Raw genomic sequence first — 15,551 nt, forward strand, 5'->3', positions numbered from 1 at the left:
AACCCAAAAAAACCAACGGGGCCGCAAGGCCCCGTTTCCTTGTCTTGAGGACAGAAAAAGAGGGGGAAGGCCCGGGCCTTCCCCCTCTTTTCCTCATGCCGGATCAAGGTGGGCCGGGAACCGGAAAAACATCCCCGGTTCCCGTCACGCTTCAGCCTCCGTGAGATATGTCGCTTGTGCTGTCCAGGGTCACGGTGGACGACACGAACACCTTCACCGACGTGGTGTGACTCCCGTCTTCGTAACCGGAGGAATAGACGGAGTACGATTCCGACGTTCCATCCAGATCCAGATCGGCCATGACCGAACCTTCCTCGGTCCAGGCCGAGGAAGAGCCACTCACGGCCTTAAGGGTCAAGCTCGTGTGGCCGCTGTCGCTGCCCGTGACCACCAGCGAATGCTCGGTGCCGGTGGCCACGTTGATTTCGCTCGTCATCCCCATCACGCCCTCGGCGGTCAGGGTCAAGGCGTTGCCGCCTTGATCGCCCGTGCCGTCGTCGTCCAGCGGGAAGGCCGAGAAATCAATCCGCTCGATGTTGCTGTAGTCCTCGTCGCCATTCACGACCAGAGGCTCGTTGCCCAGGGGGGTCACGTGCAAAACGTCGACCCCGTCGCCGCCGTCGATCGTATCGGAGACGTTGCTCAGATACAGGTGATCGTTGCCCGCGCCGCCGCTCAGCCAGTTGGCGCCGTCGTTTTCGCCCGTCACCCCGCCTTGCAAGGTGTCGTCGCCGGCCCCGCCCACGAGGGTATCGCTGCCCTGGCCACCGATCAGCCAGTTGCTGGCGTCATCGCCGAGCAGGAAATCGTCGCCATCGCTCCCCAGAACATTCTCGATGCCCGAAAGCCGTTGCGAGCCCTGGAACGCGTAGTCGGGAGAGCGGCCGAACACGGAAGCGGTCCCACTCCACAGATTAATTTCGGCCCACGCCACATAATTCTCGGCGCCAGGTTCCGAGCCGACGTTGACCGCCAGCCAGTCCACGCCCGCGCCGCCGTCGAGAGTATCGTTGCCCCAGCCCCCTGACAGGGTATCGGCTCCGGCCCCGCCGCCGACCAGATCATCCCCGGCGCCGCCCGACAGCCAGTCGTTGCCCAGGCCCCCCAGCACGGTATCGGTGCCGGTGCCACCATCCAGAAAATCGTCGCCCGCGTCGCCCGATACGAAATCGTCACCCCCGTTGCCTGAAACGCTATCAATCCCGGCGCCGCCTTCCAGATGGTCGGCCCCTTCGCCGCCGATAAGGGTGTCGCCCCCGCCTTCGCCCAGCAAGGTATCGGCACCATCTCCGCCGACCAGGATATCGACCTGATCCGATCCCTGGTGCCAGACATCCCAGGCCCCCGCGGCCGACCACACGGTGGGCGGATCGACGGTCAGATCCTCCGACACCGACAGACCGGTCAGGATATTCATGTGGTAGGTCGTCCCTTCCCACACCTGGGAATAGGAAAGATAGGGGACATTCCCTTGCGAGACGGTCCCTTCGTAGGTCCACCCCGACGACTGCACGGTGTAGTCCGACAGATCCAGCCCGAATTGGGATATCGCGCTGTAGCCGCTGCCCACCGTGCCGCTGATCCACAAGGTGGTCCCGAAGGCCGAGGCCCATTCGTCGGGCGAGCCCACCACCAGGGTGATCGGGCCGCCGAACAGGCTGACCCCATCCAGACCGCTTGAGCCGTCGGCCAGCACGCTGCCGTCCTCGCCCACCGAAAGCGACACGCTCACCGCCTGGCCCACGTCCAGGCTTTCAACACCGAACCGCGCGTTGGTGATCCGCAGCACGTCGAAATCCCGGTCCGCCTGGGCTTCGGTGTCGGCGCCCACGATCATGTCCCGACCGTCGTTGTCGCTCCGCCATTCGCCGTCCACGGTATTGGCGTACACACTCACCGTGAAGATATCGTTGCCGGCCCCGCCGATCAGGGTGTCGTTGCCCGCCCCGCCGGTCAGGGTATCGTCGCCCCCGCCGCCCACGAGAACATTGGCCAGACTGTTCCCGCTCAGGACGTCGCTGTAGGCGGAACCCCACAGGTTTTCGATTCCATACAGGGTGTCCGAGTTACCCAAATACCAAAGGCCATCTCCCATCGCCCAACGCCGGGCGTCGGTTTCCTCGCCGGGTTCGGCCAGCTCCACTTCAACCGCCGAGGACTCGTCCGAGAAAACGGCCCAGTCGATGCCGTCGCCGCCGTCCAGGACATCGTTCCCCACCCCGCCCACCAGGGTGTCGTTGCCCGACCCACCGTCCAGGACATCGTGGCCATTGCCGCCCATCAGCAGATCGTCGCCGGCACCGCCGGAAAGGGTATCGCCGGTCCGGGTCTCGCCGGACTGACCGACTTCATCGCCGCCGATCAAGGTGTCGTTGCCCGCGCCGCCATACAGCACGTCGGACGCCGCCTGCCAGGGGTTCAAGAGCGTCTGATTGGGATCGTCGCCCCGGATCAGATCGTCGCCGGCTCCGCCGGAAAGGGTGTCCTCGCCCGTACTTGAGGTTGGGCTAATACTATAGACACTTCCCGTCAGGGTATCGGCGCCGCCCAGGCCTTCCAGCACGCCGTTCTGGCCCAAGGCCAAGTCGTCCGGCCCGTCGGTGGGCACGTTGTAGCCCGAGGGCACCACCCCCAGGTCCGCCACCGGGAACCCGCTCAGGTCGATGCCGTCTTGCAAATTCACGGTGTAGGAGACGCCCCCCTCCTCGCGCGAGAAGGAATGGTAGGTCGAGACCACCACCTGACCGGTACTGGAATCCAGCGTGGTTTCCGTTACGTCGCCCTGATAGGTCCAGCCCGCCCCGCTCCCGATCACGGAATCATTGCTGTTGCCCTGCACCCACAAGGTGGTGCCAAAGGCCGTCGCCCAGCCCACGGAGTTCCCCAGGGTCACGGTGTTGGCGGTGGCCGTGCCCAGCAAGATCCGGTTCAAGAAGCGCGAGCCACCGCTTTGCCAGCTGGTTGGCTCAGTCAGGTCAATGGTCTGGTTGCCGGTCGCGCCCACCAGCAAGGTGTTGCGCTGGTCGCGGGTCGCTGCGTCCGCGGACTGCGCGCCCACGTACACATCGAAGCTGGTGCTGTCGCTGCCCGACCACACGAAAACGTCGTCGCCTTCGCCGCCCGACAAGGTGTCGTGGCCCGTGCCGCCGCTCAGGGTATCGGCGCCCGATCCGCCTTCCAGCCGGTCGTCGCCCCCATCGCCGCTCAGGCTGTCGGCCCCGGTTCCGCCGTCCAGCACGTCGGCCCCGTCGAGGCCCGACAAGGTGTCGTTGCCCGCGCCGCCCATCAGCACGTTCGCCTCGGCGTTGCCGGTCATGGTATCGCCCCCGGCACCACCCCAGGCGTTTTCGATGCTGATCAGGGTATCGGACGTGATGGCCGATCCGCTGGCCCGCCCGGTGGTCAGGTTCACGATCACCGAATGAACCGCGTCCGAGTAGTCCACCCAGTCGGATCCCGCGCCACCGTCCAGACTGTCGTTGCCGGCGCCGCCCGACAGCGTGTCGGAGCCTTCGCCACCTTCCAAAGTGTTGGCGCCGTCCGCCCCCACCAGCCAGTCATCGCCGCTGCCGCCAACCGCGTTCTGGATCCCCACCAGGGTGTCGTCGCCCACGTCGGTGCCCCCGCTGGCGAAGCCGACCGTATAGCTACTAACGTCGGTGTAGGCGCCCATGGCCGACAAGACCACGTGCACGCTGGTCGAGACCCCGGAATAATCCACGGTGTTGGTCCCGGCACCGCCGACCAGGACATTGCGGTTGCCATCGCCCGCCAAGGTGTCGTTGCCGGAACCGGCCTCGATGTTTTCGATTTCCGACAGGGCATCGGTCCCGATGGTGCCGCCCGAGGCCTGATGGGCGCGCAACGACACGCTCAAGTTCCCGGTTTCGGCGCTGTAATCGACCCAGTCCGCCCCGTCGCCACCGATCAGGGTGTCATCGCCCAGACCACCGACCAGGGTATCGCTGCCTTCCCCACCGTCCAGCCTGTCGGCGCCGGCGCCCCCTTCCAGCCGGTTGAAGCCCGCGTCGCCCACCAAGGTGTCGGCGCCCGACCCGCCCCGCATATTCTCGATACCGATCAGGGTCTGGCCATCCAGGGTTGCTCCGATCCCCGCGCCTTGCGCGCTGAAATCCACCCAGTCGATGCCGTCGCCGCCGATCAGGGTGTCGGCTCCGCCGCCGCCCGACAAGGTGTCGCTGCCGGCACCGCCCATGAGCACGTTCGCCTCGGTGTTGCCGGTCAGGACATCATCCCCCGACCCGCCAGCGGCGTTTTCAATGCTGATCAGGGTATCGGACGTGATGGCCGGTCCGCTGGCCCGCCCGGTGGTCAGGTTCACGGAAACGCCCGCCGTATCGTCGCCGTAGTCGGCCCAGTCGGATCCGGCCCCGCCGTCCAGGATGTCGTTGCCGGCCCCACCCGACAGGCGGTTATCCAGGCTGTCGCCGGTCAGGGAATCGTTGCCCTGGCCCCCGGCCAGGTTCTCGATGCCTTGCAAGGTGTCGGTGCCGCCCGACCCGTCGTTCGCCAGGCCGGTGACCAGCGACGCGACAACGGCGCCGCTAGCGTCGCTGAAATCGGCCCAGTCGCTGCCCGCGCCTCCCAGCAGCAGATCGTCGCCGCCGCCGCCCGCCAGCCGGTTGTCGCCCGCGCCGCCGCTCAGGGTGTCATCGCCCCAGCCGCCGCGCACGTTCTCGATGCTCACCAGGGTATCGGTCCCGACCGCTTCGCCGGTGGCATGCCCAACCTCCAGCAACACGGTCACGCCGGTTTCATCGTCGCTGTAATCGGCCCAGTCGGATCCGGCGCCGCCATTCAGGCTGTCGTTGCCGGCGCCGCCCGCCAGGACATTGGCGCCGTCGTCGCCGATCAAGGTGTCGTCGCCGCTGCCACCGCGCAGGTTTTCGATGCCGTCCAGGACATCGGTCCCGATGTCTCCGCCTTCGGCGGTTCTGTCGGCCAGAGAGGCCAGAACACCCGCCGCATCGTCGCCATAGTCCGCCCAGTCCACCCCGTCGCCACCCACGAGGCTGTCGGACCCGCCCAGGCCGCGCAGGATGTCGTTGCCCGCGCCCCCTTCCAGGGTATTGGCGCCGCTGTCGCCTTCCAAGGTATCGTCGCCGCTACCGCCGCGCAGGGCATCGATCTCGCTCAGGCTGTCTGAACCCGTTTTTTCACCGGAGGCGGCGCCCGTTGTCAGCGAGGCATCCACCCCGGCGGTATCGTCGCTGTAGTCGGCCCAGTCGGTGCCGGTACCCCCGGTCAGGGTATCATCGCCCGCGCCCCCCATAAGAATGGAACTGCCGTCCCCACCCGACAGGATGTCGTTGCCGGCCCCCCCTACCAGAATGTTCCCGTCGCTATTGCCGTGGATGGTGTCGTCATAGTCGCTGCCTTGGAGGTTCTCGATTTGAATGAGAAGGCAGATTTCGTCTCCACTACCGATGGTCGCCGAGAAACCAGGATCATTATACCCCTCATAATTATAACCCACCGTAGCGTTAACCGCTCCGTTGGCGCCCGAGAAATCAGCCCAGTCAATCCCGTCGCCACCCCACAGGGTGTCGCTGCCCTCGCCGCCCACCAGGGTGTCATTACCCTCGCCGCCTCCCAGATAATTGTTGCCGCTGTCGCCAACCAGGAAGTCGTTGCCCGAACCACCGCGAATATTCTCGATGCTGTCCAGGGAATCCGTGCCGATGGCCGTCCCTTGGGCCAGTTTCGTCTCCAGCGAAGCGGTGATGTCGCAATGTTCAAACTCGTAAGAGGCCCAATCCGACCCGTCGCCGCCGTTCAGGGTGTCGTCGCCGGCCCCCCCTGACAGGGTGTCATCGCCGGTGCCACCCGACAGGCTGTCGTCGCCCCCGCCGCCGAACAAAGTGTCGTTGCCCGCCTCGCCACGCAGCACGTTTTCGCGCGTATCGCCGGACACAATGTCGTCGCCCGCGCCGCCGGCCGCATTCTCGATCCCGCTCAGGAAATCGACGTCGTTGGACGCGGAGCCAACCCCCGTGCCTTGGAACAGGTCAATATTCACGCCGCCGGCGTCGTAGCCGTAGCTGACCCAGTCCACTCCTTCGCCACCCACAAGGGTATCGTTCCCCAGGCCCCCCGACAGGGTGTCGGAGCCCAAGCCACCCCGCAGCACGTTGGCGTTGTCATCCCCCATCAGGCTGTCATTGCCGGCGCCGCCGGCGACGTTTTCAATCCCCGACAGGGTATCGCTCCCCACGCCCGCGCCCACGGCATTGGCGCCGGACACGATCCTCAGGTCCACGGACACCGCCGACATCTGGGCCGAATAGTCCGCCCAGTCGGAGCCATCCCCGCCCACCAGGGTATCGTTCCCCAAGCCGCCCGACAGGGTGTCGTCGCCATCCCCGCCCGACAGGCTGTCGTTGCCGCCCCCGCCCTCCAGGATGTTGTCGCCCCAGTTCCCCTCCACGGTATCATTCCCCGCGCCGCCGCGCAGGTTGGTGATTGTGCTCAAGAAATCGGCGCCGATCCCCAGGGGGCTATTGACGTTTTCGGTGGCCGTGCCCAGCTCCAGGGAGGCGGTGAACCCGACCGTATCGGCGCTGTAATCAACCCAGTCCCGGCCCCCGGAGCCTCCCTCCAGGGTATCGTCGCCCGCGCCGCCGGTCAGGGTATCGTCGCCCGCGCGGCCATCCAGCAACGCCCCGCTGCCCCCGGCAACCAGAAGGTCGCCACCCCAGCCGCCGATCACGGCTTCGATCCCGTTCAAGGAATCGGTGCCGATCCCCGCGCCGCTGGCCGTGCCCTGGTCGAGGCGGATCGTCAGGGCGCCGGTTTGCGCGCTGTAATCGGCCGTGTCGTTTCCCTCTCCGCCGATCAGGGTGTCGTTGCCCAGGCCGCCCACGAAGCGGTCGTCACCGTCGCCGCCCGAAAGGCTGTCGGCCCCCGATCCGCCGATCAGGATGTCGTCGCCCGCGCCCGCGTCCAGGGTGTCGTTGCCTTCCCCGCCCGAAAGGCTGTCGTTGCCGCTGGCGGCGATCAGGATATCGTTGCCCCGGCCGCCGTCCAAGGTGTCGCTGCCGCCGCCCCCGGAAAGGCTGTCGGCGCCGGCCCCGCCCAGCAGGGTTTCATCGCCGGTTGATCCCTCCAGGGTGTCGTCGCCGCGCCCTCCCAACAGACCTTCGATGCTGCTCAGGGAATCGGTGCCGGTGTCGGTGGTGACAAGCCCCGTGGCCAGCGATCCGGTGATGTTCCCCGTTTCATCGACATACAGGGCCCAGTCGGTGCCGTCGCCGCCGGAAAGGCTGTCGGCGCCGATCCCGCCCATCAGGGTGTCGTCACCGCCCCCGCCCGACAGGGTGTCGGCGCCGGCGTTGCCGACCAGAACGTTGCCGAAGGTATCGTCGCCGGTCAGCACATCGTCACCATGGCCGCCGGCCACGTTTTCAATCTCCCGCACGCGGTCGAAGCCAACCTCATCGCCCCCGGCATTGTCGCCAGAGGTATTCGACAGGTCCACGTGCACGGCCGAGGTCAGAGCCGAATAGTCCACCCAGTCAATGCCGGCCCCGCCCGACAGGGTATCGTTGCCCGCGCCGCCCGACAGGGTATCGGACCCAACGCCACCCGACAGGGAATCGTCGCCGTCGTCGCCGCTCAGAAGGTCGTCGCCAAACCCACCCGCCAGGATATCGTTGCCCGCGCCGCCTTCCAGGGTGTCGTTGCCGCCCAGGATCGTCCCGGCGCTATCGTCGCCCAGCAGGATATCGTCGCAGTCGCCGCCTTGCAGGCTGTCATCGCCGGTGCCACCGCTCAGGCTGTCGTTACCCGACGAGGCACTCAAAACGTCGTCGCCCGCGCCCCCGTCCAGGGTGTCGGCGCCGTCGCCGCCTTGCAGCGTGTCGGCGCCATCACCGCCTTCAAGCCGGTCCTCACCCAGGCCGCCGCCGTCCAGGCTGTCGTCGCCGGTGCCGCCCCTCAGGGTATCGGCATCGGCACCGCCCACCAGGGCGTCGTTGCCCGCCCCGCCGTCCAGCTGGTTGAGGCCGTTCCCGCCCATCAGGCTGTCGTCGCCGGCGCCGCCCATCAGGACGTTATCCAGGCCGTCGCCGATCAGGGTATCGTTGCCGCTACCGCCCAGGACATTCTCGATCCCGGCCAGGGTATCGGTTTCGCTCACCACCCCGCCTTCGACCGCGCGGGAGGTGGTGGCGCAGCCGTTTTCCAGGTCCACGGTCACGGCGTTCGTGGCCTCGGCATACGACACCCAGTCGTTGCCGTTCCCGCCGTCCAGGAAATCATTACCCGAGCCGCCGCTCAGGGTGTCGTCTCCCGCGCCGCCGGTCAGGGAGTCCGCCCCGGCCCCGCCGTCCAGGAAATCATTTCCGTCGCCCCCCGTCAGGGTGTCGGCCCCGGCGTATCCGAACAGGGTCGCATCAGACCCGATCTCGGTCACGACATCATTGTCGGGGGACCCATACCAGGAGTTCACATCGACACCCTCGTTTTCCACCCTGAACCTGTCCAAGGTGAGGGTGGTCTGGATGTAAATTACGCCCGGTCCAGCATTAAATTCGTAATAACTCAACCCTTTGTAGGATACCTCGTGGGTATAGACCCCGAACGGCTGACCGTCCGTCACGCTTCCGGTCACCGTGTCGTCGCCATCGCCTTGGATGTACAGCTCCAAGCCGCCGAAAGCGTCCCACCAACTCGCGCCATCATCGCCCAGAACCAGTTGGTTGGCGCCGTCGCCCAGGTGGATGGCCTCCATGCCGGAAAGGTTGCCCGACAAGGTGCCGATGGTCACGGCCTGGCCGCCTTGCACCCGCAAGACGTCGAAGCCTCCTCCGCCATCCAGGGTATCGCCGCTATCCGACCACACCAAGGTGTCGTCGCCCGCGCCGCCCGACAAGCAGTCGTCGCCCGCGCCACCGTCCAGAAGGTCGGCGCCGCCCTCGCCCGCCAGGACATTGGCGTTGTCGTCGCCGATCAGGGTGTCGTCGCCGGAACCACCGGACACATCCTCGATGCTCGTCAGGGAATCCTCGCCAATGGCGCGGCCCCGGGCATAGCCATCGTTCAGGTTGACTTCGACACCCAGGCTGTCGTGCGTGTAATCCGCCGTGTCGGTACCCTCGCCGCCCGACAGGGTGTCGGCGTCAGCCCCGCCGGTCAGGGTGTCGGCCCCCTCGCCGCCATCCAGGACATTGTCGCCGTCACCGCCCGACAAGACATCATCGCCGGCGCCGCCCGACAGGGTGTCATCGCCCAGGCCGCCCACCAGGGTATCGTCGTTATCCCCGCCCGACAGACTGTCGGCGCCTGCGCCCCCGTCCAGGCTGTCGGGGCCGATTCCGCCGTCCAGGGTATCGTTGCCCGCTTCGCCAAGCAGGGTATCGTTGCCCGAGCCGCCCGACAGGCTGTCATCGCCCGCGCCGCCCCAGATCTGATTATCCCCGCTGCTGCCCACCAGGGTGTCGGCACCCGAGCCACCGATGGCGCTGGCGACGTTAGACAGGATGTCGTTCCCGATGGCCGCGCCGCTGGCCCAGCCTTGCTGTTCGGCGCCGGCCAGATGCACCTCGACCCCGGCGCTGTCGCGGGAATAATCCACGAGGTTCGAATAGCTGGTCCCGTGGAAGGTGTCGTCGCCGCCCAGCCCCACGAAGGTGGCGTCGCCGTCCGCGATCAGGAGATCGTCGAGAGCGGTTCCCTCCAGCAGCCCGGCGCCCTTCACCAAGGTGCCGTTCAAGAAGCCTTCCAGGACAACGCCGCCTTGGATGTACAGGGCCTGAGTGGGATCGTCGCGATCGACGAACCACCCGTAGGTCTCGCCGTCGGTGCCGACCACGTCGCCCTGCCAGGCCCAGCTCGCGGCGCCCGTCACCGTGTCGTCGGATCCACCCCGGATGTACAAGGTGCTGTTGAAGGCATTGGCGTCCCAGTCGCTGGCCGACCCCACGCTCAGGCTGGTACCGCCTTCCAGTTCGATCACATCGATATATTCAAAGGTGGAATTGCCGGTCAACGACACCGTCGCATTGGCCCCGACCCGCAGGACATCCACGTCGCTCGACTGATAATCGGAATCGCTGCCGCTGTAGACGCCCTCGCCCGACCACACCAAGGTGTCGTTGCCGGCCCCGCCGTGGAGCTTCTGGTCCAGGCCGTCGCCGGCGTCCAGCAGGTCGTCGCCCTCGCCCCCCGACAAGGTGTCGTTGCCCGCGCCGCCTACCAGGATATTCGCCCCCGCACCGCCGATGAGAACGTCACCGCCCGTGCCGCCGCGCACGTTCGCGATATCGATCAGGGTATCGTTTCCGACCTCGTCGCCACCGCTGGCCACGCCGGTTTGCCCGCTCAGGTCCACCGTTACCGGGTTTTCCGCGTCGGAATAGTCGGCCCAGGTGCCGCTTTCCGCCGATCCGCCGGTCAGGGTGTCATCGCCGGCGCCGCCCGACAGGGTGTCGGCGCCCAGGCTGCCGGTCAGGCTGTCGTTGCCGTCCTCCCCTTGCAGCAGGTCGCCCTGCCCTCCCTGGCCCGCGATCAGAACGTCGTTGCCGGCACCGCCCATCAAGGTATTGTGGCCCAGATCCCCGCCGGTCAGGGTGTCGTCGCCGTCGCCCCCCAACAGGGTATCGTTGCCCGACGACTGGCTAACGGCGTCGGCGTTGCCGCCGAACAAGATGTCGTTGCCGTCCCCCCCCGACAGGCTGTCGTCGCCCGAACCACCATCCAGGCTGTCGTCGCCGCCCAGACCCGAGAGGGTATCGTTGCCGGCGTTGCCATACAGCGAGTCAGCGTATTCGGTACCGCTGTGGTCGTCGTTGTCCGAGGTTCCGATGTACGTCTCGCCCACGCTCAACCCATCCAGGGTGATCGTGGTCTGGATGTAAAGACGGGCGCCATTGGGACCCACGAACTCCCGGTAGGTATTGCCGTTTTCCGAAACCTGGGACTGATACACCCAGTCAACCCCGCCGGTCACGGTGTCGTCGCCCGAGCCTTCGATGTACAAGGTGTTCCCAGAGCCCAGCATCCAGGTGTTGGAGGCGCCAAGATCCAGGCTGTTGGTCCCGTCCCCCAGGCGCAGGACATCGATATTCTGAAGCGTGGTGCTGCTCAGCTCGGCGGCATCGATCGCAACGCCCCCTTCGACCAGCACGACATCGTGATCGGCGCCCTTGTTGCTGTCATCCGAACCGATATAAAGGTCGTGCGTGTCGCTCCACATCAAGACATCGTTGCCGGCTCCACCGTTCAGGATATCGTTGCCGGCTCCGCCGCTCAGCGTGTCATCGCCGCCGCCGCCCGACAGGCTGTCGTCGCCCGCGCCGCCCAGAACGAACTCGTTGCCACCGGCGCCGTTCAGGGTGTCGTTGCCCGAGCCCAGGCGAACCCGTTCGATCCCGAACAGGATGTCGGTGCCGATGCCGGTCCCGGTCGCCTGCTGGTATGAGGTGCCGACGGAACTAAGCAGGATGCCGTTCGTGTCGTCGCCATAGTCGGCCCAGTCGATGCCGCCCTCGCCCCACAGGTTATCATCGCCGGCCCCGCCGCTCAGCGTGTCATCGCCGTCGCCGCCATACAGGTAGTCGTCGCCGGCCCCGCCGCTCAGGGAATCGGCGCCGCCATCGCCATTCAAGGTGTCGTTGCCGTCCTCGCCGAACAGGGTATCGTCGCCGGCGCCGCCCGACAGGCTGTCATTGCCCGCGCCCCCCAGAACGAACTCGTTGCCACTACCGCCGTCCAGGGTGTCGTTGCCCGACCCCAGGCGAATCCGCTCGATCCCCTCCAAGGTGTCGGCGTCGGCGCCGGCCTCGGTGCCGGTTGCCAGGTACTGCGTGCCGGTGAAATCAAGCAGGATGTCTTTTGTCTCGGCGCCGTAGTCGGCCCAGTCGATGCCATCGCCTCCGATCAGGCGATCGTTGCCGGCCCCGCCCGAAAGGGTATCGTCGCCGGCGCCGCCCGACAGGGTATCGGCCCCCGCGTCCCCCAGCAGGGTGTCGTTGCCCAGACCGCCGTCCAGGAAATCGTTGCCGTCGCCGCCCGACAGGGAATCGTCGCCTTCGTCGCCCATCAGGCGATCATCGGCGTCGCCGCCCGACAGGATGTCGTTGTCGTACCCGCCCGACAGGGTGTCGTTGCCGTCGTCGCCGAACAGGGTATCGTTGCCCAAGCCGCCCGACAGGCTGTCGTGGCCGGTCCCGCCCGAAAGGGAATCGTCGCCGATCTCGCCCCGCAGGGTGTCGTCGCCGTCGCCACCATCCAGGGTATCGTTGCCGGCGCCGCCCGAGAGGCTGTCGTCGCCGTCGCCGCCCAGCAGGGTATCGTCGCCCGCGTCACCCGACAGGCTGTCATTGCCCGCGCCGCCGGAAAGCGAGTCGTCCTGGTCGCCCCCCGACAAGATATCGTTGCCGACGTCGCCGTACAGGGTATCCCAGCCGGCTCCCCCCGACAGGGTATCGTTGCCCAGGCCGCCGGTCAGGGTATCACTGCCGTCCTCGCCGTACAGGCGGTCGTCGCCGGCGCCTCCCGACAGAGAATCACCCTGCGCACCACCCCACAGGGTGTCATTGCCGTCGCCACCATCCAGGGTATCGTTGCCATCACCCCCCGAGAGGCTGTCGTTGCCCAGGCCGCCGGCCATGACGTTATCGTAGATGTCACCCGCCAGGGTGTCGGCGCCCAGGCCCCCCAGGACATTCCTGAAGTTGGCCAGGGTATCGACGCCGCCGCCGCCCGACACCGTGCCCCGGCCGGCGGTCAGATCAACGATCACACCGGCGTTTTCGGCCGAATAATCCACCCGGTTGATGCCGCCGCCGCCGTCCAGGCTGTCGTTGCCCGCGCCACCCGACAAGGTGTCGTTGCCGCTGCCGCCCGCCAGGGTGTCGTTGCCGCCGCCCCCGAACAGGCGGTTGTCGCCGTCGTCGCCGGTCAGGCTGTCGGCGCCCATGCCGCCGATCAGGCCTTCGATGCTGATCAGGGTGTCGGTGCCGATGCCGGCGCCGCTGGCGGTGCCGGTGGCCAGAGAAGCCGTCACCGCGCCGGTGGCATCCGAGAAATCGGCCCAGTCGTTGCCGGTGCCGCCGTCCAGGGTGTCGTTGCCCAGGCCGCCTTGAAGCGTGTCGTTGCCATCGCCGCCCGACAGGCTGTCGGCGGCCCCCAGGCCCTTCAGCAGGTCATCGCCCGCGCCGCCCGACAGGGTATCCGGCCCGCCGCCGCCGGTCAGGGTATCATTGCCCGACGTGCCGTTCAGGGTTTGCCCCGCCACCGCGCGGAACCCGATGAAGGTGCCGATGGACGTGAGCAGGTTAACGGTCACGCCGCTGTCGGCCGTGGTGAACGAGTAATAGCTTTGGTGATCGGTCGCGTTGACCACCACGCCTTCGTAGGTCCAGCCCCCGGTCGAGAACGGATGGGCCACCACCGTGTCGTCCCCGTCGCCGGTGACCCACAGCGTGTTGCCAAACACCGAGGCCCAGGCGGCCTGGCTGTCGATGATCAAGGTGTTGGCCGACCCGGTTTCCAGTTCGATGCGGTCCAGGTAGGCCGAATTGGTCTGCCAGGTCTGGCTCAGGTCCAAGGTCAGGCCGCCCGCGACCCGCAACGTGTCGATCTCGGTTTGGGCCGTCAGGGTATCGCTGATCCCGGGGGAGTGCCCGAGGTACTGATCGGCCCCTTCCGACCACACCAGCACATCGTTGCCCGCGCCGCCCACCAGGGTATCGGTTCCGGCCCCGCCGATCAGGGTATCGTCGCCCGCGTCGCCCGACAGCACGTCGTTGCCCGCGCCACCGATCAGGATGTCGTTGTCGTCCCCCCCGTACAGGCGGTCGTCTCCGGTTCCGCCCGACAGCGTGTCGTCGCCCGCGTCGCCGGAGAGGCTGTCGGCGCCCGCTCCGCCTTCCAGAATGTTGGCGCCGCTGTTGCCCGCAAGGGTATCGTTGCCAGACCCGCCCCGAAGGTTGGCGATGTTGCTGAGTTGATCCGTGCCGATGCCGGTGCCGGTGGCCGTGCCGTCCAGGGTCGCGCTAACCGCCAGGGTCTGGTCGCTGTAATCAACCCAGTTGCCAACCGATCCCGCGCCGCCGTCCAAGGTGTCGTCGCCCAGGCCGCCCGACAGGGTATCGCTGCCCGCGCCGCCGATCAGGGTGTCGTCGCCATCGCCCCCGCTCAACCAGTCGTTGCCCGCGCCACCCGACAGGCTGTCGTTGCCCGCGCCCCCCGAAAGGGAATCATTCCCACCCATGCCGTCCAGGATGTCGTCGCCGGCGCCGCCGTCCAGGGTATCGTTGCGGATGTCGCCCGACAGGGAATCGCCGCCCCCAAGGCCGTGCAGAATGTAGGGCACCGCCGTGCCGCCGTAGGTGGCGGTGGTGATCCCCGTTCCCACCAGGCTGTCGTTGCCGATGCTTCCCGATTGCTCGTGCACCGTGGTGTCGGGCAGGCCCACAAGGGTGACACCGAGCGCGACCTGGACCGTGTCCGTCCCATTGATGAACGTGTTGTAAACCTGGGTGCCCACCGTCGCGCGCCCGACGAACGTCCAGGCGAGCGAACCGGTTACCGTGTCGGTGCCGCCGCCATCGATCCACAGCGTGTTGCCGCCAAAGACCGAAGCCCAGGTGGACGATCCGCCCAGGGTCAGCGCCGCGCCGCCAGCCAGGCGAATGCCGTCCAGGTTGGCCGACCCGGCCGCGCACCAAGTCGTGCCCAGATTGAGGGAGTCCCCGGAAGAAATCTGAAGGATGTCTTTTTGTTCCAGGGCCGACACCGCGTCGTCGGCCCCCAGGTACACGTCCTGCGCATCGGAATAGATCAGAACATCGTTGCCGGCGCCGCCGACCAGGGTATCCGCCCCGGCCCCGCCATACAGAACGTCGTCGCCCTGGGCGCCGATCAGGCGGTTGTCGGCCGCGTTGCCGGTAAGGGTGTCGTTGCCGGCACCGGCGCGCACATGCTCGATGCCGCTCAGAACGTCGGTATCGATTTCCGGACCCGTGGCCCGGCCGGTTTGCAGGTTGACGGCAATGCCGTTCGAGGTTGAGGAATAAATGATCCAGTCATTGACGCTGGTATCGCTGGTCGCCGTGCCGCCGTAGTAGGTATCGTTGCCCGCGCCCGAGCCACCCACCAGGTTATCGTTGCCTTCGCCGCCTTCCAGGATGTCGTCGCCGCCGTTGGACTTCAGATAATCATCGCCGGCACCGCCATTGATGTAATCGTTGCCATCGCCGGTTTCGATGCTGTTGTTGCCCGTGCCCGCCGTGATCTGGAAATTCTGGCTGGACGACGTGACAAAGCTGGCGTCGGGGTTGTCGGCCGAGCCCACCGTTACCGTCTGGTCATAGGTGCGCGGCGTGGAGCCCGAATTCCCGCCCCCATTGCCGCCCGAGTCCCCGCCCCCATTCCCGCCCGAGTCGCCGCCCCCGGTGGCCGGCGTCGTGTCCGTGCCCCCGGTGCCCGGCGTCGTATCCGTCCCTCCGGTGCCCGGTGTCGTGTCCGTGCCCCCGGTGCCCGGCGTCGTGTCCGTGCCCCCGGTCCCGGGTGTCGTGTCCGTGCCG

The 15,551-nt window shown here is 67.2% G+C and carries 1 protein-coding gene; it reads right to left on the reverse strand.

From position 1 onward, the window contains the following. Positions 1-151: 151 nt before the first annotated feature. Positions 152-15,319 (reverse strand): calcium-binding protein, encoded by a 15,168-nt coding sequence (locus tag ROR02_RS17105; protein ID WP_246135436.1) that lies wholly within the window; start codon positions 15,317-15,319, stop codon positions 152-154. Between the last annotated feature and the right edge of the window lie 232 nt (positions 15,320-15,551).

This window comes from Pararhodospirillum oryzae (assembly GCF_007992075.1).
Lineage (GTDB): Bacteria > Pseudomonadota > Alphaproteobacteria > Rhodospirillales > Rhodospirillaceae > Pararhodospirillum > Pararhodospirillum oryzae.